The 19,551-nt window shown below is 54.5% G+C and carries 17 protein-coding genes; 15 read left to right on the forward strand and 2 right to left on the reverse strand.

Annotation, left to right across the window (positions count from 1 at the left end):
* The first annotated feature begins 7 nt into the window (after window positions 1-7).
* Genes RAC89_RS18710 through yajC form a run of 4 tightly spaced genes read left to right on the forward strand, consistent with a single transcriptional unit; the run spans window position 8 to window position 4,699 of the window.
* On the forward strand, window positions 8-2,101 hold the full coding sequence (locus tag RAC89_RS18710; protein WP_306615239.1) for a SpoIID/LytB domain-containing protein: 2,094 nt from the start codon (window positions 8-10) through the stop codon (window positions 2,099-2,101).
* Window positions 2,102-2,110: 9 nt separating this feature from the next.
* The gene (gene queA / locus RAC89_RS18715) at window positions 2,111-3,169 is read left to right on the forward strand and encodes a tRNA preQ1(34) S-adenosylmethionine ribosyltransferase-isomerase QueA (protein ID WP_306615240.1); all 1,059 of its coding nucleotides are present in this window, start codon (window positions 2,111-2,113) and stop codon (window positions 3,167-3,169) included.
* 28 nt (window positions 3,170-3,197) lie between these two features.
* On the forward strand, window positions 3,198-4,337 hold the full coding sequence (gene tgt / locus RAC89_RS18720; protein ID WP_284644816.1) for a tRNA guanosine(34) transglycosylase Tgt: 1,140 nt from the start codon (window positions 3,198-3,200) through the stop codon (window positions 4,335-4,337).
* Window positions 4,338-4,384: 47 nt separating this feature from the next.
* The gene (yajC, locus tag RAC89_RS18725) at window positions 4,385-4,699 is read left to right on the forward strand and encodes a preprotein translocase subunit YajC (RefSeq protein ID WP_284637942.1); all 315 of its coding nucleotides are present in this window, start codon (window positions 4,385-4,387) and stop codon (window positions 4,697-4,699) included.
* A gap of 110 nt (window positions 4,700-4,809) precedes the next feature.
* On the opposite strand, the gene RAC89_RS18730 is transcribed toward yajC, so the two are convergent.
* Window positions 4,810-5,169: a TIGR04086 family membrane protein gene (locus RAC89_RS18730; protein ID WP_306615241.1), complete on the reverse strand. Its 360-nt coding sequence runs from the start codon at window positions 5,167-5,169 to the stop codon at window positions 4,810-4,812.
* A gap of 175 nt (window positions 5,170-5,344) precedes the next feature.
* Between RAC89_RS18730 and RAC89_RS18735 the strand changes: the two genes are divergently transcribed.
* Window positions 5,345-6,028: a DUF421 domain-containing protein gene (locus RAC89_RS18735; protein ID WP_306615242.1), complete on the forward strand. Its 684-nt coding sequence runs from the start codon at window positions 5,345-5,347 to the stop codon at window positions 6,026-6,028.
* A gap of 19 nt (window positions 6,029-6,047) precedes the next feature.
* Here RAC89_RS18735 and spoVB read toward each other — a convergent pair whose 3' ends face one another.
* Window positions 6,048-7,613: a stage V sporulation protein B gene (spoVB, locus tag RAC89_RS18740; RefSeq protein ID WP_306615243.1), complete on the reverse strand. Its 1,566-nt coding sequence runs from the start codon at window positions 7,611-7,613 to the stop codon at window positions 6,048-6,050.
* A gap of 184 nt (window positions 7,614-7,797) precedes the next feature.
* On the opposite strand from spoVB, the gene RAC89_RS18745 reads away from it, so the two are divergent.
* From RAC89_RS18745 to RAC89_RS18790, 10 genes are all read left to right on the forward strand, one after another.
* A complete protein-coding gene (locus tag RAC89_RS18745) occupies window positions 7,798-8,322 on the forward strand; it encodes a post-transcriptional regulator (protein WP_306615244.1) in 525 nt (174 codons plus the stop codon).
* A gap of 141 nt (window positions 8,323-8,463) precedes the next feature.
* Window positions 8,464-9,696: a protein translocase subunit SecD gene (gene secD / locus RAC89_RS18750; protein ID WP_284637946.1), complete on the forward strand. Its 1,233-nt coding sequence runs from the start codon at window positions 8,464-8,466 to the stop codon at window positions 9,694-9,696.
* A complete protein-coding gene (gene secF / locus RAC89_RS18755; RefSeq protein WP_306615245.1) occupies window positions 9,686-10,612 on the forward strand; it encodes a protein translocase subunit SecF in 927 nt (308 codons plus the stop codon). Before secD ends, secF begins: the two co-directional genes overlap by 11 nt.
* Window positions 10,613-10,709: 97 nt before the next feature.
* Window positions 10,710-11,660, forward strand: a complete 951-nt coding sequence (locus RAC89_RS18760) for a cation diffusion facilitator family transporter (protein WP_306615246.1) — start codon at window positions 10,710-10,712, stop codon at window positions 11,658-11,660.
* Between the two features lie 24 nt (window positions 11,661-11,684).
* Window positions 11,685-14,141 carry a single-stranded-DNA-specific exonuclease RecJ gene (recJ, locus tag RAC89_RS18765; protein ID WP_306615247.1) on the forward strand — a complete coding sequence of 819 codons (2,457 nt, stop codon included), beginning with the start codon at window positions 11,685-11,687 and terminating at the stop codon, window positions 14,139-14,141.
* The gene (locus tag RAC89_RS18770) at window positions 14,138-14,650 is read left to right on the forward strand and encodes an adenine phosphoribosyltransferase (protein WP_284637953.1); all 513 of its coding nucleotides are present in this window, start codon (window positions 14,138-14,140) and stop codon (window positions 14,648-14,650) included. Before recJ ends, RAC89_RS18770 begins: the two co-directional genes overlap by 4 nt.
* A 156-nt stretch (window positions 14,651-14,806) precedes the next feature.
* A complete protein-coding gene (locus RAC89_RS18775) occupies window positions 14,807-17,002 on the forward strand; it encodes a RelA/SpoT family protein (RefSeq protein WP_306616133.1) in 2,196 nt (731 codons plus the stop codon).
* Window positions 17,003-17,023: 21 nt separating this feature from the next.
* Window positions 17,024-17,464 (forward strand): D-aminoacyl-tRNA deacylase, encoded by a 441-nt coding sequence (gene dtd, locus RAC89_RS18780; protein ID WP_306615248.1) that lies wholly within the window; start codon window positions 17,024-17,026, stop codon window positions 17,462-17,464.
* Window positions 17,465-17,503: 39 nt separating this feature from the next.
* Window positions 17,504-17,713, forward strand: a complete 210-nt coding sequence (locus RAC89_RS18785) for a hypothetical protein (RefSeq protein WP_284637957.1) — start codon at window positions 17,504-17,506, stop codon at window positions 17,711-17,713.
* A 123-nt stretch (window positions 17,714-17,836) separates the two neighbouring features.
* Window positions 17,837-19,381 carry a coproporphyrinogen III oxidase gene (locus RAC89_RS18790; protein ID WP_306615249.1) on the forward strand — a complete coding sequence of 515 codons (1,545 nt, stop codon included), beginning with the start codon at window positions 17,837-17,839 and terminating at the stop codon, window positions 19,379-19,381.
* Window positions 19,382-19,551 lie beyond the last annotated feature (170 nt).

A 19,551-nucleotide genomic window follows, 5' to 3' on the forward strand; every position in this document is an offset into this window, starting at 1 on the left:
TAACGACATGTTAGCGATAAAGAAGGCGGCGCTGCTGATGGCGCTGCTGGGTATGGGAAGCGGGGCGCTGATAACCGGCGCCCCGGTCGTGCAGGCCGCAGCCGTGCCCAAGCTGGAGGTCATCCGTGTCGCGCTGTTCATCGACACGGGCAAATACAGCGCTGCAACTTCGGCGGTCACGCTTGCTTCGGAGGCCGGCCTGCATATCGGGCTGCGCGGCGCAGGCGGTGCCGTGCTTCCGTTGACTTCGGCAGCGGCGAAGGAGCCGGTCCGCCTATACGCGGACGGCTACACCGTGAAGCTGCCGGAGACGGGCGACGCCGCGCAGGCGAAGACGCTGGCGCAGAAGCTGGAGGCCGGCGGGGCCGACGTGGCGATCGTGCAGCGCACGAAGCAGGGGAAGGCGGCCTGGCAGGTTTACCTTGGTCCTTACGCGACCAAGGAAGCCGCAACCGCCGCCGCCAAGGGGCAGGCCGGCGCCGTTCTCGGCGGGCCGCTGCGCTGGCACGCCGGCACCTACGCCTCCGAGACGGAGGCGCAAACCGCTGCAGCCGCCCTGGCACAGGCCGGCTTCGAAGCGGACGCCGCGCTGCTAAGCAGCGGCGCGGCGGCGGCGCCTGCCTACGCCGTCCTCATCGGTGGTGCCACCGATGAGGCGGCGCTGCAGGCGCTCAAGGCGCAGCTGGCCACCGCTGCGCCGAACGTCAAGCTGCAGCCGCTGGACGCTGCTGCAGCCTATGTGCTGCTGCGCTCCGAGCAGCAGCTGAACGCGGGCGCACTCGAAGACGTGCGCGGGCTCGCCTTCGGCGGCACAAGCGCCAAGCTGTGGGCCGCTCCCGCGGCTCCCGCAGCAGGCGCAGCCGCCGCCGGCGTGAACGTGCGCGAGCGCTCGAACCGCACCTATCGGGGCGGCATCGAGCTTTCGAAGCTGAACGGGAAGCTGGCCGTGATCAACGAGCTTCCCTTCGAGCAGTACCTGTACTCGGTGCTCGGCTCCGAGCTGAGCAAGGAATGGCCCGCCGAGGCGCTGAAGGCGCAGGCGGTTGCCGCCCGAACCTACGCGCTCAAGCAGGGCGTCAAATATACGATTGCGAACGTGACGGATACGACGCTGGATCAGGCTTATAAAGGACTGACCGCCGAATTCCCGGCAGCCGTAGCGGCTGTGACGGCGACGGAGGGGGAAGTGCTGACCGACAAGAACGGGCTCGTCACGCCGGTGTTCTACTCCAATGCGGGAGGCATGACGGCGGACCCGACAGAGGTCTGGGGCAATCCTGCCGCCTACCTCAAGAGCACGGCGAGCCCGGACGACGGGGCGGCGGCCGGCAAGAAAACATGGTACCGCATGGTACTGCCGAACGGCCAAACCGGCTATATTCATTCCGACTATGCGCGCAACACAGGCCGGACGAATCCGGCGGGACTTCCTTATTACGAATCGACGACAACCGGCGTGAACGTACGCTCCGCACCCTTTGTAGACAATACGAACAACCCCGCTCTGTTTCAGGTGAATATCGGCGACCAATTCGTGGTCATTGACGAGGAGCAGGAATCCAATGCTTATGCATGGATTCGCGTCTACGAAGGTTCCGAGCTGAAGGACAAGCTGAACGCAGCTAGCACGGGCGCCGTAGCTGGAAGCTTGCACCGTCTGGAGGTTACGAAACGCGGCCCTTCAGGACGTGTCATGGAGATAACCGCCAACGGCAAGCAGGTTAAGGTAGCTTATCCGGATGCGCTTCGGACGGCACTCGGCGGCTTGCCGAGCACCCGGTTTGAAATTGAAGAGACGGGACGATATACTATACTCGGAGCGAACGGTACCGTAAGGGCCCAATCTCCGGAGTCAGGTCCGATCTACATAGCGTCCGGCAGCAGCGCTGCCGAACAAGCGCAGGATCAGCTTTTCTTGCTGAATGCGCAGGGAGAGGTACGTCTGGCTACGAAGAAGGCAGGCTTCATCATAAGGGGGACGGGCTTTGGCCACGGACTCGGGATGTCCCAGTGGGGCGCCAAAGGATACGCGGAGCTTGGCTTCAATTACCAAAAAATATTGCAGACCTACTATGTAGGAGTCTCGATAACCAAGGGATGACTTGATACGATGCAAGTGGATTTGTTTGATTACCATTTACCTGAATCGTTGATCGCGCAGACGCCGCTGGCCGACCGTACGGCCTCGCGGCTTCTGACGCTAAACAAGCAAACAGGCGAGATCGGCCACCATATGTTTGAAGAGCTGGAGAACTACCTGCAAGCCGGGGATGTGCTCGTATTGAACGATACGAGAGTCATTCCAGCCCGGCTATTTGGCGTGAAGGCGGACACGGGTGCGAAGGTGGAGATTTTGCTGCTGAAGCAGCTGGAGGGAGACCGCTGGGAAGCGCTGGTACGTCCCGGCAAGAAGGTGAAGACGGGGGCAACGATCCACTTCGGAGGACAACCGGAGTCCGCGGAAGCAACCGGGACGAAGCCTCTTCTGACGGCAACGGTAGAGGCTGAGGGGGAGATGGGCAGCCGCACGCTGCACTTTCAGTATGAAGGGATCTTCAACGAGCTGCTCGACCGGCTCGGATCGATGCCGCTTCCGCCTTACATCAAAGAGCAGCTCCCGGAGAAGGAGCGCTACCAAACGGTCTATGCGAAGCACGAGGGCTCGGCGGCGGCGCCGACGGCAGGGCTCCATTTTACCAAGCAATATTTGCATAGACTGGAACAAAAGGGTGTACAATTAGCCTATGTCACCCTGCATGTCGGATTGGGGACGTTTCGTCCGGTTTCAGCGGAAAAGATTGAGGAGCATGAGATGCACGAGGAATATTACGAGGTGTCGCAGGAAACGGCTGACCTGGTGAACGAAGCCAAGCGTAAGGGCGGACGCGTCATTGCAGTCGGCACGACCTCGTCGCGCACGCTCGAGACGGCAGCGACGGAGGAGGGAATCCTTCAAGCGGGCCGCGGCTGGACAGGTATTTTTATCTACCCTGGCTACCGGTTCCGTATCGTCGATGCGCTGCTGACCAATTTCCATTTGCCCAAATCTACGCTGCTCATGCTGATCAGCGCTCTGGCCGGCAGGGAGCAAATTCTTAAAGCGTATCATGAAGCCGTAGAACGAGAATACCGGTTCTTCAGCTTCGGGGACGCCATGTTCATTTACTAGCACCAGACCGACTTAAACCGAAAGAGTGATTCTATTGGCAGTGACCTATGAATATATTAAAACGTGCAAGCAATCCGGTGCCCGTCTTGGACGAGTCCATACGCCTCACGGCGTCATCGATACTCCCACCTTCATGCCGGTCGGGACCCAAGCCACCGTCAAAACGATGGCTCCTGAAGAACTGAAGGCGATGGATGCGCATATCATTCTGAGCAACACCTACCATCTGTTCCTGCGTCCCGGTCATGAAATCGTCAAAGGGGCGGGCGGGCTGCATAAGTTCATGAACTGGGATCGCCCGATATTGACGGACAGCGGCGGATTTCAGGTATTCAGCTTGAGCGAAATGCGGAAGATCAGCGAGGAGGGCGTACAATTTCGCTCTCACCTGAACGGGGACAAGCTGTTTATTTCTCCGGAGAAAGCGATGGAGATCCAGAACGCGTTAGGCGCCGATATCATTATGGCGTTCGACGAATGTCCACCTTTCCCTGCGGACCATGCGTATGCGAAAAACTCGCTGGAGCGTACTACACGCTGGGCGGAACGCTGCTTGAAGGCGCACGCACGCCCTAAGGAGCAAGCCCTGTTCGCTATCATTCAAGGAGGCATGTACGAGGATCTGCGCAAGCAGAGTGCGGCCGAGTTGACTTCCATGGATTTCCCGGGGTATGCTATTGGAGGATTAAGTGTAGGCGAACCCAAACCTTTAATGTACGAGGTGTTGGACTATACCGTTCCGCTAATGCCGGAGAACAAGCCGCGGTATCTGATGGGCGTCGGCTCGCCGGATGCCCTTGTCGAGGGCTCGATTCGCGGGATCGATATGTTCGACTGCGTGCTGCCTACCCGTATTGCCCGTAACGGTACAGTGATGACCAGCTCCGGGCGGATGATCATCCGCAACGCTAAGTTTGCCGACGATTACGGCCCGCTTGATCCGGAATGCTCCTGTTACACCTGTAAGAATTATTCCCGTGCCTATATCCGCCATTTGTTGAAAGCGGATGAAACGTTCGGCATTCGACTGACGACGTATCACAATCTGCACTTCTTGGTAGAGTTGATGAGAGGCGTTCGCCAAGCGATTCGGGAGGACAGGCTGCTGGATTTCCGCGACGAGTTTTTTGCCAAATACGGCATTGATGAGAATAGCAAGGGGTTTTAATGTAATACCACATAGAACCAGATTTGAGCGAAAGGGGGTACAGAGCGATGTTTTTAGCCAGTCAACCGGCTGCAGCGCCGGGAATCGAGGGCTACCTCGTGACTTACGGACCACTCGTCCTGATGTTCGTCGTCCTATACTTTTTACTTATTCGCCCACAACAGAAGCGTCAGAAGACAAGGACCATGATGCTGAACTCTTTGAAAAAAGGGGACAAGGTGGTTACGATCGGCGGTCTGCACGGCACGATCCTCGAGCTGACGGACGATACGGTCGTCCTTCGTGTCAATGATGTCACGAAGCTGACGTTCGACCGTTCCGCGATCAACTCGGTCAGTGCTTCGGCAGCAGCCGAGAAGTAAGACAGCGCCGCAAGCGAGGCCTGCATCCTTCGGGATGTAAGCCTCGCTTTCTTTTTTCCCTCATCATAAAAAAAGAACTTCCGCCGCTGCCGACAGAAGTCCCTATCGCCTTACCTCTTCATATTTACCCCGACAATACCGCCGAATGCACCGCCGACCACTGAGATCAAGGTCACATACAAGGTCTGCTCCGTCATCCCTGCATCATAAGCGAGAAAACCGATGATCCAGACGATGAGAGCGTAGAGCAGTCCGAGCAGCATCCCGTGATACCAGCCTTTCGTTCCCGCGCGTTTGCCGGAAACAAACCCTCCCGCCAGCATAGCCAGTCCATGAATACCTAGTGTTAAGCTTACCCAGGAATCTTCCTTCATCGACGTAAACACCAGCAGCATAGATCCAAGTATCGTGCCGGCCAGCATGAAAATCATGGAATACATAAGACCTGAGAACATAGGACTCCGGTTCATCCTCTTTTTCCTCCGTTCCATGCGGTTTGTACCATTGTATGGGCCCGTACCACAAAATAGTACAGGTTCTCTGCATTTCTCCGACCTTTCGGCGCATTTACCAGCAATTCACCCGGATGTGCAAAGCCGGAGGGGGTCACAATAGTCATGGAACTGTCCGAAGGAGGCTAAATCCATGATGACTCTTCTCATACGCACGATACTGATGTATTTTATCGTTTTTATGACGATGCGCATTATGGGTAAACGGGAGATCGGCAAGCTTTCCATGTTTGATTTGGTGATTTCCATTATGATTGCTGAAATTGCCGTCTTCGTCCTGGAGGACTGGCATAAGCCGATGATTGCCGGTCTACTCCCGATGGGAACGCTTGTGCTGATTCAAATCATCATTGCCCAAGTTTCTCTCAAAAATGAAAAGCTTCGGCGATGGTTCGAAGGAACGCCGGTCGCCGTCATTAAGCACGGGAAGCTGGACCGGGAAAGAATGGAGAAGGAGCGGTATAACCTGGACGATCTGCTGCTTCAGCTTAGAGAGAACAGGATCAGAAACATCGCCGATGTGGAATTCGCGCTGCTGGAGCCTTCAGGAAAGCTGACGGTCATAGAGAAGCAAAGGCAGCCGGAGGGGGAAGCGAAACAGGAGGATAAGGAAGGCAAACCGCTCTTTCGGTATGAGGGCTTGCCGGTTCCGTTGATTATGGACGGGAAAGTGCAGGACGAAGGCTTGGAGAAGCTCGGAAAAACTCGTTTCTGGCTAAAACGCGAGCTGCAAGCGAAAGGGATTAAGGATTTCAAGGAAGTATTTTTCTGCTCGCTGGATTACCGGGGACGATGGTATATCGATAAAAAACGATAAGCCGGCGCATAGCGCAGATCTATTTGACTATGCGCTTGCTCAAACGAGTAAATCGAGACAGATCGTTCCGATCGATCAATCCGAAAATCAAAGCAAAAATTAGATAAAGAGTAACGCCCGCTGCGGAGGCGGTAACAAATCGGACAAAGGCGTAGTCCGTCCAAGAGGTATACATAGTCAAGTAGCTAAGCGCACCCGCCGGTGTCATGGCAAATAGTACCTTGACAAAGTCAGAGCTGTTCATGCGGAAACTTAACAGCCTGACAAGACTGTTCCAATGCAGTAACGTAACCAGCACGATATTGACGTTTATGGCCATAACGACCCCGAGAATTCCATATTCCGGACGGCTTGCGACAAAGTAAATGATCAGAAGCTTAGCACTGGAGCCGATGAACGTGTTGATGAGTGCGCTTCCCGGACGCTCCAATGCCTGCAGGGCCGCCTGCAGCGGTGCCTGAAAGTAAATGAAAAGGGCAACAGGAGCCATCATCTTCAGCATCGTGCCGACCTGCTGCTGTCCGTACATATAGAGGCATAGCGGTTCGGCCAGCACGAACATGATGACGGCGAAGGGCGCGCCGGTAACCAGTGCCAGCTTGAGAGATTGATGCAGTCTGGCGTGAATGGTCGCCATATCTCCCCGGGCTTTCGCATCGGACAGCGAAGGGACTAAGGAAACGGACAAAGAGTAGGTAAGCGCACTCGGTAGGAGAAGCACGGGGATGACCATCCCTTGCAATGCGCCGTATTGTGCGGTTGCTACGGCGGTGACGATGCCTGCTGCAGCCAGGGCCTGGACGGTTAGGATCGACTCAAGCAGGTAAGAGGCGGAGCCGACCAGCTTGCTGCCGGTAACCGGTACGGCAAGTCCAAGCAGCTGGCGCAGACCGTAGAGCCTTCCCGGAGCCAGGCTGGATCCTATCTTGGCCTTGGGCCGGGTCGGACGAATTTTCCGGTCTGTTTTATAGTGGTAAGCCAAGACAAGAAGTGCACAAATCTCTCCTATCAGAACGCCTACCATGGCTCCGGCAGCGGCAAACTCCAGCCCGTATGGAAGCATTAGGTAGGATAATATCAGAACGAAGATGATCCGAAAAAGTGTCTCGACTACCTGGGACATGGCTGTGGGAATCATGTTCTGGCGTCCCTGGAAGTAGCCCCGCAGCACAGCGGAAATACTGACGAAGAAGATAATGGGATTCATGCACAGGAACGTATAATATACCCGTTGATCCGTAAAAAAGTGCCGGGTAATCCAGCCTGCTCCCAGATAGCTTAAGGCAGTAAAGAAAAGCCCCAAAGCACACGAAAGCAAAAGAGCCGTGCGAAAAATGCGTCTCACTCTCGCTTCATTCGCCTCCGCTTCCGCCTCTGCGACCAGCTTGGCCACTGCAATAGGAATCCCGCCTGTGATGAAGGTTAGAATGAGGATGAGAAACGGGTACCCCATCTGATACAAACCGACGCCCTCAGGTCCGATGACTCGGGGAAGGGTGATTCGCGGGATGAAGCCCAATATGCGGTTGATCATGCCCGCGGCCAGCAGGATCATCGTTCCCTTAATAAAGGATTGTTTGGTCACGAATATTCCTCATTTCTATACGACAATGGATGGTTTGAGACCGGACTACTAATGGATATGCTGGACCTGTCCCATCGCATGCTACAATTTTTATTATGCGGTAGCGCCTATCCCTGGCAGGAATTCCACGGGAAGAGGGCGAATGTAACATCTAGCAAGCTGCTACGCAGGGGAGGGGTTTCATGTGAGCGACGACGATGCAAAACGCGACAGCGAGGAAAGTGCGGAGACAGAGCGTAAGTCGGAAGGGACATCGGACAATGGCCGGCAGCCGGAACTGCCAGGAGATGTACCTTATATGGAACGCTTCTTTGGGGGAACGGTCGGAGATGCCGCGAAGCGGACAATGGAAAATGAGAACGGCGCAATAGTGGACGATACAGCAGAGGTTGTTCCATCGGAGTCGGAACACACGGAGATCTCTATGCTGGAGGAGGAATCGTTGGAGCTGGCACGGACGCAGGAACCAGACGCCATGTCCGATGAAGAGCTCAATCGCACCATTGAAGAGATTTGCCTTAGTAAAGCTCAGGAATTTCGGATGCTGGGATACGAGCAGGTCTCGGGAATGGATATTTGGGAATGCGTGAGCGACAAATATCATAAGACCGGCATGCCGCCGCTGCACCGCGTGGTGAACGATATTTTATCGCTTAAGGTGACGCAATTTATGAATTGGATGACCATTTCGATGTATAAGAAGGGCTGATAGGCGTTCGTCAACATGTCCATTTGTTGAAAATGGGCATTTTTTTGTGTTATCGGTGGGAATTCACCCTCTTTTCTTCAAATTGACTCGTTTTTTGTAGGAAAGTATAATAGGACTATTGAGTTAAGGAAGGAGAACGTTATGGACATCAAAAGAATACTTTCTTTTTTCGCCATCGTATTGATCCTGCTAGTATCCATTACGGTGACAAGTCCGCAGCTGGTTAAGAATATAAAGCTCGGTCTGGATTTAAAGGGCGGTTTTGAAATTTTATTCGTTGCCGAGCCGATCGAGGCCGGAAAGCCGGTGACGCGCGAATCTCTGAATCAAACGGCGCACAGTCTCGAGAAGCGTGCTGACGCGCTGGGGATCGCCGAGCCGGAGGTAACTACAGAGGGCTCCGACCGCATCCGGATTAAGCTGGCCGGTGTGGAGAACGAGGAAGAGGTACGCAAGATTATCAAGAAGCCGGCCGAGCTGACGTTCCGCGGTCCTGACGGCACCAAGGAAATGCTCGGAAGCGATTTCGTTGAAGGCGCGGCGAAAGTCGAGTACGATCAAGCCAACCGTCCGGTCATCTCCATTCAGGTGAAGGACGCTGAGAAATTTAAGAATGTGACACAGAAGCTTATCGGTCAGAAGCTGTCCATCTATTTGGATGAAGCCATGCTGTCCGATCCTGTGGTACAGCAAGTATTGCCTGACGGCCGGGCGACCATTACGGGTAACTATACCTATGATCAAGCCAAGCAATTGGCCGATACGATCAACCTGGGCGCGCTGCCGCTCAAGCTGACGGAGAAATACACCCAAAGCGTTGGGGCATCTCTCGGACAAGCGTCTCTTCATCAAACGGTGGAAGCGGGGCTCATCGGCTCCGTGCTGATCCTGATTTTTATGCTGGTGTTCTATAGAATCCCCGGTATCGTGGCATCGATTACCATTCTTACGTATGCGTGGCTGCTGCTGCTCGTATTTGACCTGATGAACGCAACCTTGACGCTCCCGGGTATCGCGGCCTTCATTCTGGGGATCGGTATGGCGGTAGACGCCAATATCATCACGTATGAGCGGATCAAGGAAGAAATCCGCAGCGGCAAGAGCATTCTTTCTTCCCTGCGCTCCGGCTCCAAGCATTCGTTCCGTACGATCATGGATGCCAACATTACGAACATTATCGCTGCCGTTGTGCTTTACTACATCGGGAACGGAGCGATTCGCGGCTTTGCCCTGATCAACATGCTCAGTATCGTGCTCAGTATTTTGACCAACGTGTTCTTGGCTCGGATCCTGATCCAAATGCTGATCCGCGGCAACCTGTTCAAAAAGCCAAGCTATTTTGGTGTGAAGGAGGCTGAAATTCGTGCCCTCTAACGAGAATACAACAAAGATTCGCTATGATTTCGTCAAGAACCGCAAGCTGTTCTACACCATTTCCTTGGCGATTACGATAATAGGCTTGGTTATGCTTTTGGTCAGCGGTATGAACTATGGCGTTGACTTCAGCTCCGGTACGTCCATGGACATTTCCGTAGGCAAAACGTTAACGAAAGAACAAGCCGAGAAAACCTTGATGGATGCGGGAATCGAGAAAGCCGTTGTCACGGTTGGCGGCGAGAACAGCGATCGGGTATCGGTAAGAATCAGCGATACCTTGTCCGAGGATGCCGTTAAGAAAGTGAAGGATACGTTTTCGACCGCTTTCGGACCGCAGGTTTCCCAAGAAGTAAATGCCGTTACGCCGGATATGGCCATCGAGCAGCGCAATAAGGCGATCCTTGCGATCGGTATTGCGAGCATCGCGATTTGTATTTATGTCAGCATCCGTTTCGAATGGCGTTTCGCTATTGCCTCAATTATTGCCATTCTGCACGATGCTTTTGTCGTTATCGCCTTTTTTGCGATTTTCCGGTTCGAGGTGAATTTACCGTTCATGGCGGCCGTGTTGACCACGATCGGTTACTCCATCAATGATAAAATCGTTATTTTTGACCGTGTACGCGAGAATCTGCGGTTTGCGAAGCTGAAGTCCTCCGAGGACCTCGCTAAGCTTCTGAACGATTCGATCTGGCAAACGATGGCTCGTAACATCAATACGGTTATTACGGTATTGATCGCGGCTGTTTGTCTCCTCATCTTCGGCAGCGAGTCCATTAAGCTGTTTGCGCTTGCCAAGCTGGTCGGATTGACGAGCGGTGCCTATTCTTCGATCTGTATCGCAGGTCCGCTTTGGTACTACTTCAAAAACAAATCGCTCAGCAGCAGCAAAAAGGCGAAAGCGGTGGCTTAAAGCACTTACTTGGCCGCTGGAAACGGCATGTTTTCAGCGGTTTTTCTTTTCCGCTGCTTTATTAGGGATAAGATACATAAACATGGAGGAGTGCCTCGTGACGGACGAACGTTTCAAGCAAGCGACAAGAGGCGCCTGGGTCGGCTTGATCGGCAATATGGCGCTGGCGCTTATGAAAGGGATCATCGGCTATGCGGCAAATAGTAAGGCACTCTTGGCGGATGCGGCTCATTCCGTTTCTGAAGCGGCCCGTTCGCTTAAGGAGTGGAGCGGCAACAAATCGGTAAACCAGCCATCGGCGGAGGATCCGACCTCTTTGTCCGGGAAGACGGGCAAAAGATGGGATCTTTTAGCACCGGTTCTATTGATGGTTCTCGGTCTTGAGATCGCTTTGTCGTCATTGAAATCAATAGTTTCCGGCGTAACGGAAGCCCCGGGCATTCTGGCTCTCATCGCGGTAGGTGTTTCCATTGTCGTAAAGGAAGCCATGTTCCAGTATAAGTATCGGACCGGGAAAAAAACCGGCAATGCCATGCTTGTGACGAATGCTTTGGAGCACCGTACGGATGTGGCCACTTCGGCCGCCGCATTTATTGGCGTTGGGGGTGCCATCCTAGGTACCTATTTGGAAAGCAATCATTGGTATTATTTGGACCCAGCCGCAGGGTTGTTCATTTCGTTCGTCCTTTTGAAAAAAAATTACGGGCTGATGGCGGCAACGTTACATAGCTCATCAGATCGGCTGCTTCAGCAAGAGGATGCGGCGGACCTGATAGAGACCGTACAGCGGATCAAAGGTGTCATTGCGGTAGATGATTTGAAGGCGAAAGAGCATGGGCACTACGTCCTCGTCGACGTGAAGATTAGTGTAAACCCTCGTATTACCGTACAAGAGGGACATGACATTGCCCGCACGGTGAGACACGCGCTGATGAAGCGATTTACCCATGTATCCGATGTAATGATCCACGTGAACCCCTACGACCCAGGATATCCATACAAGAGTCAAGCGGCGGAACAGGACGATATGCCGACCGTGCTGCATTGACAGGCGAAAGGAGGAAGACACGACGTGCTTAAAGCAAAGGCAAGATGGAACATGGGGGCTGCGGATGAGGCGCGGGTTCAGGAATGGGTGGAGCAATTCAACATTTCGCCGCTGCTCGCCCGGCTGCTCGTGGTTCGAGGGATGACACAGACAGAGCATGTCGCTGACTTTCTTTACGGAGGAACGGAGCAGGCTCACGATCCATTCCTGCTGGATGGCATGGCTGCAGCAGTGGAGCGGATCCGGATGGCCATTCAGATGGGAGAGCGGATACGCATCTACGGCGATTATGACGCAGACGGCGTTAGCAGCACAACGCTAATGGTGCATTTGCTGCGCCAGCTGAACTGCCAATTTGATTATTACATACCGCACCGCGTACATGAAGGCTACGGATTGAATGAAGGCGCTCTGGACAAAGCGCATGCCGCGGGAGTCACGCTGATAATCACGGTAGACACAGGGATTAGCGCGGTCCAGCAAATTGCGTATGCGAAAACGCTGGGCATCGATGTGATTGTTACGGATCACCACGAACCTCCGGAAATACTGCCGGAGGCATACGCATTGATCAATCCGAAGAAGCCGGGCTGTCCGTACCCGTTTAAGCAGCTTGCCGGCGTCGGCGTTGCGCTTAAGCTGGCTCAGGCGCTGCTGGGCAGATGGCCTGAGGAGCTTACGGAATATGCCGCTATCGGCACGGTGGCGGATTTGATGACTCTCCAAGGCGAAAACCGCATCATCGTGAAGCAGGGCTTGAAGGCAATGCGGGCAACCACGAATTATGGGATTAAAGCGCTGCTCGGTGTAGCCAACGTTCCCGTACGAGAAGTAAACAGCTCGCATATCGGCTTTGCTCTGGCGCCGCGGATTAATGCCAGCGGGCGTCTGGAGAATGCGGATGCCGCCGTCAGGCTGCTTACGACGGAGTCGGAGCAGGAGGCTGAGCAGCTGGCCTTCGACCTGGACCTGCTGAACAAGGAACGGCAGAAGCTGGTGGAAGAGATGACGAAGGAAGCTGTTGCACTGGTGGAGCGGAGAAAGCAGGAAACCGGCGAGCTCCTGCCCGTCATCGTCGCCGCTCAAGAAGGCTGGAATGTCGGTGTGATCGGTATTGTTGCTTCCAAGCTGGTAGATAAGTTTTACCGGCCGACGGTTGTGCTTGGCATTGACCCGGCGACCGGCATGGCCAAGGGGTCCGCTCGATCCATTGCGGGCTTCGATCTGTATCAGGGCCTGTCCCGCTGTCATGATCTGATGGACCATTTCGGCGGCCATCAAATGGCTGCCGGAATGACGCTTTCGCAGGAGCATCTTCCCGAGCTGGAGCGCAGGCTCGGGGTGCTGGCACAGGAATGGCTCGAGCCGGAGGACTGGTCTCCTTTGCTGCAAGCCGATTTGGCGTGTAACCTTAGCGACGTAACGGTTGATGTTGTTCAGCAGCTCGAGCAGCTCGCTCCATACGGGATGGGCAACCCTTCTCCGAAATTTGTCTTCACGGACCTTTTGCTCAGCGATATGCGGACCATGGGAAAGGAGCAGCAGCATCTGAAGCTGTCTCTTCGCTCCAAGCAGCGTCCGGAGGCAGGGTCGTATGATGCGGTGGCCTTTGGAAAAGCTGGGGTGGCGGAATGGTTAAGCTCGGCTGCACCGATTGAGGTGCTAGGCGAGCTGTCGATCAACGAATGGAACGGGGTGCGGAAACCGCAAATCATGGTAGCCGATCTTCGGGTGCCTACCGTGCAAATCTTCGACTGGCGAGGAACGACGAAGCCGGAATCCAAGCTAAGCGAGCTTTGTGCGCGACTTAAGTCGCCGGTATGGGGAGAGCCGTTCGATATCCCGGCCTTGATCCTGTTCAGCGAGCCGGAGCCTGCGGCGTTGGCCAACAGTAAATGTGCCTATTCCCTATGGGGGATGGATTCAGCCGGAGCCGTAGTTCCCCTCAATGCAGAGGCCGGGAAGCGGAATATCGATGAAGCATCTGATATTGTGCTTTATGCTTTGCCTGACGATCTGGGCCAGCTGAAAGCCTTGGGACAGCAGGCAAAAGGCGTGCAGCGCTATTATGCGGCATTCGGAGGCTCGGAGCCGGAGCGCGGGGCCGGTGTAGTCCCGGGGCGAGATGGCTTCAAGGCGGTTTATTCCGCTGTCAGTGCCTTGGGCAAGGATCCGGAACGGAAGCTTCCGCCTTCCGCCTTCGTGCAAGCAATTTCCAAGCGGTCCGGATTGTCACCGGGCGCGATTGGGTTTATACTTGACGTGTTTGAAGAACTTGGTTTTGTTCACCGCTCGGAAGTCGGATACCGTCTTGTACCGTCGCCAGCGAAGAAGGATTTGACGGACTCTGCAGCCTACCGACGCCGGCAGAGCCGGTCCGAAACGGAGCACACGCTGCTGTATTGCTCTGCAAACGATCTAGCCTCCTGGTTGGTTGTAAATAAAGCCGAAGATAAAGAAATGTTGGAGGGAATTGTATGAATTTCAAGGAACACATCCGGGTGATTGAGGATTTTCCGCAGCCTGGAATCAGCTTTAAGGACATTACGACATTGCTTGGTAATGGGCCGGTTTACAAAGAAGTAATCAACGAGATGGTACGCCGTCTGGAGGGCATAGAGATTGACGTGATCGCAGGTCCCGAGGCCCGCGGCTTCGTTATCGGTGCGCCGCTGGCGGTTGCGCTCGGCGTAGGCTTCGTACCGATCCGGAAGAGCGGCAAGCTGCCGGGCAAGACGATTGAAGCGGACTATGCGCTGGAATACGGCAAGGATAAGCTGGCGATGCACGATGATGCCATTCGTCCCGGCCAAAAGGTACTGATCGCTGACGATCTGCTTGCCACAGGAGGTACGATCTCCACCTCGATCAACCTGGTGGAGCAGCTCGGCGGCAAGGTCATCGGGGCAGCCTTCTTGATCGAGCTGCTGGAGCTGCAAGGCCGTGAAAAGCTGAACGGCGTAGAGGTATACTCTCTCGTTCAATACTAAGGTTTATGGACCCGGAGCGCCATGGGAGGCGGCTTCGGGTTTTTCTGTTCTCTCCCCGCGGGATGGAATCTGCTCCCATATGCAGCGAATCCTTGACGTAGTACCATGTTCACAGGCATAATGAATAAAAATCGAACTAAGGGAATGGATGGGCCGATGGGGATAGAGCAGCTTCTTGAGAAGGCATCCACATATATTAAGGACAGCGACCTGATTCGGATCCGGGAAGCTTATGAATTCGCGGACCAAGCCCACTATGGCCAAGTCCGTAAATCAGGGGAGCCGTATATTCTGCACCCGCTCGCCGTCGCTGAAATTCTTGTGAACATGCAGATGGATACAATCTCCATTATCGCTGCGCTGCTTCATGACGTAGTGGAGGATACTACGGTTTCGCTGGAGAGCGTTCAGGACCGGTTCGGTCCGGCGTGCGCCAAGATTGTCGACGGCCTGACCAAGCTGGAGAAGATCAAATTCAAAAGCAAGGAAGAGCATCAGAACGAGAACTATCGGAAAATGTTCGTGGCGATGGCCCAGGACATCCGTGTCATATTAATCAAGCTTGCCGACCGGCTTCATAACATGCGTACGCTGAAGCATCAATCGGAAGAGGCGCAGCGCCGCATTGCGGACGAGACGCTGGAGATTTTCTGCCCGATCGCTCACCGGCTCGGGATTTCGGCCATCAAGTGGGAGATGGAGGACATCGCCCTGCGCTATCTGAATCCGCAGCAGTATTACCGCATCGTCAATCTGATGCAGAAGAAGCGGACGGAGCGCGAGCAGTATATCAACGATGTCATCATGAATGTGAAGGATAAGCTTCACGAAATGGGCATTGAGGGGGACATTTCCGGTCGTCCCAAACACATTTACAGCATCTATAAGAAGATGACGGTCCGTAACAAGCAGTTCAATGAAATTTATGATCTGCTCGCCCTACGTATCATCGTCGATAACATCAAGGATTGCTATGCCACGCTGGGGATCATTCATACGTTATGGAAGCCGATGCCGGGACGGTTCAAGGACTATATCGCCATGCCGAAGCCGAACATGTACCAATCCCTTCACACGACGGTGATCGGACCGAAGGGCGAGCCGCTGGAGGTGCAGATCCGCACCTTCGATATGCACCGGACCTCCGAGTACGGGGTAGCCGCCCACTGGGCGTACAAGGAAGGTACGGCTACTTCAGGAACCGATGCTTTCGGAGATAATCTTAACTTCATCCGGGAAATCATTGAGCTGCAGAATGAGGCTCAGGATGCGTCGGAGTTCGTGGAATCGCTGAAAATGGATTTCTTCTCGGACCTGGTCTTCGTCTTCACGCCGAAGGGTGAGGTCATTGAGCTTCCGGCCGGCTCCGTGCCGCTTGATTTTGCTTATCGGATTCATACGGAGGTCGGCAACCGCACAATCGGTGCCAAGGTGAACGGGCGGATCGTCCCTCTCGATCATAAGCTCAAGACGGGGGACATTATTGAGATCCTCACCTCCAAGCATTCCTATGGCCCGAGTCAGGATTGGATCAAGATTGCCCAATCCTCCCATGCGAAGAGCAAGATTCGTCAATGGTTTAAGAAGGAGAAGCGCGAAGAGAACGTACTCAAGGGCAGGGAGCTGATCGAACGCGAGGTCAAGCGACTTGGGTTCGAGCCGTCTGTCATCATAAAAGATGATGAGCTGATGGAGGTAGCGAAGAAATTTAATTTCAATGAAATCGAAGATATGATGTCGGCGGTCGGCTTCGGCGGAATTACGGCGGCACAGATCGTCACCAGGCTGACCGAGAAGGCCCGCAAGGAGGCCGAGGAAGCCCAGCAGCAGGCGCTGCAGCTGACGAACGAGATCAAGGAAGTGAAGGCGCCGAACCCGGAGCGGCGCGGAAGGCCGACGAACGGCGTTCGCGTCAAGGGTGTGGACAACCTGCTCGTTCGCTTCGCACGCTGCTGCAATCCGGTTCCGGGTGACCGGATCGTCGGTTACATTACTCGCGGCCGCGGGGTATCGGTGCATCGGCTTGACTGCACGAACATTCCGGCCCCGGATATGGGCGAAGAGGGCAACCGTGTCATTGAAGTGGAATGGGCGGATGATATCGAAGCCAACTACAATGTGGAGATCGAGATCACCGGCCACGACCGGAGAGGCTTGCTGAACGAGGTGCTGCAGGCCGTCTCCGAGAGCAAGACCGTCATTTCGGCCGTTTCCGGGCGTTCCGATAAGAACAAGATGGCGATGATTCACATGACGATTCTGATCCGCAATATCGATCATCTGCACTCTGTGGTGGAGAAGATCAAACGGGTGAAGGACGTTTATTCGGTAACACGCATTATGCAATCGTAGAAGCTTAGGAGCGTTAGCGGAATGAGAGTAGTCATACAGCGCAGTAAAGCGGCACAGGTTATCGTTGAGGGTGAGACGGTAGGCCGGATTGAGCACGGGCTTGTCCTTCTGGTCGGCGTTACGCACGAGGATACGGACAAGGATGCCGCGTATCTCGCGGATAAAATAGCAGGCTTGCGAATTTTCGAGGACAGCGAGGGCAAAATGAACCTTTCCGTAAAGGAGACAGGGGGGCAAATTCTTTCCGTCTCGCAGTTTACCCTATACGGAGATACCCGCAAGGGCAAACGGCCTAACTTCATGGCGGCGGCAAGACCGGAGCAGGCAGAGCCGCTCTATGAACGGTTTAACGAGCTGCTGCGGGATCAGGGCTTGCTGGTGGAGACGGGACGCTTCGGCGCCATGATGGACGTTTCACTGGTTAATGACGGCCCCGTAACGCTGATTCTCGAAAGCAGGTAACGGATAGGAACGGCTTCTTTTGGAGAAAATAGGACTTAAATGATGCCTATTGGGCCGAAGGAGCTAAGCGCCATGTACCGTTCCTCGAAAGAACAGCTTATGACAAAGCCGGAGCAGCAGCTGTCCATGGGTGGACTGGAGGAGGCGTTAAGTCTCCAGACCTCCGGCTGGGACCCCGCTGAGATGAACAGCATGTACAGTTCGGTAAGCGAAGGGTTGAAGATGATGCCCCGCAAGACCGTTCGATAGCCGAATACAGTATTTTGGAACCGCAGGATAGCCTTGAGTAGGGCTGCTGCGGTTCTTTATTTTCCTCGGGACGGCAATTATGCTAAACTAGTCATAGTTTTGTTTTGGGCTTCCAGGAGGTGCATGGATTTGAAAATACAAATAGAACGGATCGGTTTTACCGAGCAATCGACCGAAATTTTTCATATAGGCAAGCTGTTCTTTGAGGAGGTCGAATTGACGTTCGATCCGGCGGATGATGCGGACTTGAGCGCAAGGATTGAAATTACTACCGACTTGGAGAAGCAAGTCGTTCGTGCGGACCTCCGGCTTACGGAGACGTCGACGGGCTGCGTGCTGCAGAGCAGCCATCAGCGCAGCTTGGACACCCGGAAGGAAGGACTGAAGCGGACGGTCAAGCGAGCTGTCGGCTACGGACTGCTTCAGGTGTTTCAGCAGTACACGGGCATGGAGCAGGCATGGGGAACGCTAACGGGTGTCCGGCCGACCAAGCTGATGCACAATCTCATGATGAAGCACGATCTCGAGTACTGCAAGCAGCTGCTGCGCGAGGAGTATTTGGTTACGGAGCCGAAGGTGGAGCTGCTGGCCGGCATTGCGGAGAGACAGCTGCGCGTCATCCCGGACTTGTTCCGGCTGGATCGAGAGATCAGCGTGTATATCGGCATTCCTTTTTGCCCGACCAAGTGCGCCTATTGTACGTTCCCTGCCTACGATATTCGTGGGAACAACGGCTCCGTGGAAGCCTTCCTTGAAGGACTGCACTACGAGATCCGCGCGATGGGCGATTGGATGAAGGAAGCGGGTCTTACGATTACCACGATCTATTGGGGCGGGGGGACGCCAACCAGTATTACGGCGGAGCAAATGGATGCACTCTTCGTCACGATGCATGAGTCGTTCCCGGCGATGGATCAGGTGCGGGAGCTGACCGTAGAAGCCGGCCGTCCGGATACGATCACGGAGGATAAAATCCGCGTCATGCAGAAATGGAAAGTCGACCGCATCAGCATCAATCCGCAGAGCTTCACGCAGGCGACGCTGGATACCATCGGCCGTCATCACACCGTCACGGAGACGCTGGATAAATTCCAGCTGGCGCGCGAGATGGGCATGAACAACATCAACATGGACTTGATCATCGGCCTTCCGAACGAAGGAATGACCGAGCTTCAGCGGACGCTGGACCGTACGGCGGAGCTGCTTCCGGAGTCCTTGACGGTGCATACTCTGTCTTTCAAGCGGGCTTCGAGAATGACGAAGAACAAGGAAGATTATGAAGTTGCCGAGCGCGACGAGATTACGGAGATGATTCGCTCAACCGCAGAGTGGACGGAGGAGCATGGATATCAGCCGTACTACATGTACCGGCAGAAGAATATTCTCGGCAATCAGGAGAACGTCGGTTATTCTCTGGAGGGCTACGAAAGCTTGTATAACATCCTCATGATGGAGGAGCGCCAGACAATAATCGGAATGGGCTGCGGCGCGGTAAGCAAAATTCTCTACCCGAAGGTCGAGCATGAGGATGGAGAAGGCTACGAACAGCGCATCGAACGATTCCCGAATCCGAAGGAGCCGTCGGCGTACAACCAATCGTACAAGGAATACATCGATAAGAAAATCAAGCTGCTGAACGATGCGTATATGGCTTCGGCACAGAGCTGAGGCGGTAGCGCTATAAATTCACGCTAAACTGTCTGATTAAGAGCGCATGTTTCGTGTAAGGTGAAAACATCATCTTACATTGGCCTTGAGTAGGAACCATGCTCGGATTCGGGCACTGTAAGCATAATTTTTCACCTTACTGTCCACAAGATACCGTAGTAGGGGGCTTT

This window comes from Paenibacillus sp. GD4, from assembly GCF_030846225.1.
GTDB lineage: Bacteria > Bacillota > Bacilli > Paenibacillales > NBRC-103111 > Paenibacillus_G > Paenibacillus_G silviterrae.

What these genes read in the sequence shown, in the direction of transcription:
- RAC89_RS18775 (WP_306616133.1), top strand. Translation starts at nt 14,807, where the DNA reads ATGGGGATAGAGCAGCTTCTTGAGAAGGCATCCACATATATTAAGGAC.
- RAC89_RS18730 (WP_306615241.1), bottom strand. Translation starts at nt 5,169, where the DNA reads ATGAACCGGAGTCCTATGTTCTCAGGTCTTATGTATTCCATGATTTTC.
- secD (WP_284637946.1), top strand. Translation starts at nt 8,464, where the DNA reads ATGGACATCAAAAGAATACTTTCTTTTTTCGCCATCGTATTGATCCTG.
- RAC89_RS18735 (WP_306615242.1), top strand. Translation starts at nt 5,345, where the DNA reads ATGATGACTCTTCTCATACGCACGATACTGATGTATTTTATCGTTTTT.
- yajC (WP_284637942.1), top strand. Translation starts at nt 4,385, where the DNA reads ATGTTTTTAGCCAGTCAACCGGCTGCAGCGCCGGGAATCGAGGGCTAC.
- dtd (WP_306615248.1), top strand. Translation starts at nt 17,024, where the DNA reads ATGAGAGTAGTCATACAGCGCAGTAAAGCGGCACAGGTTATCGTTGAG.
- RAC89_RS18710 (WP_306615239.1), top strand. Translation starts at nt 8, where the DNA reads ATGTTAGCGATAAAGAAGGCGGCGCTGCTGATGGCGCTGCTGGGTATG.
- queA (WP_306615240.1), top strand. Translation starts at nt 2,111, where the DNA reads ATGCAAGTGGATTTGTTTGATTACCATTTACCTGAATCGTTGATCGCG.
- RAC89_RS18790 (WP_306615249.1), top strand. Translation starts at nt 17,837, where the DNA reads ATGGATTTGAAAATACAAATAGAACGGATCGGTTTTACCGAGCAATCG.
- RAC89_RS18770 (WP_284637953.1), top strand. Translation starts at nt 14,138, where the DNA reads ATGAATTTCAAGGAACACATCCGGGTGATTGAGGATTTTCCGCAGCCT.
- RAC89_RS18785 (WP_284637957.1), top strand. Translation starts at nt 17,504, where the DNA reads ATGATGCCTATTGGGCCGAAGGAGCTAAGCGCCATGTACCGTTCCTCG.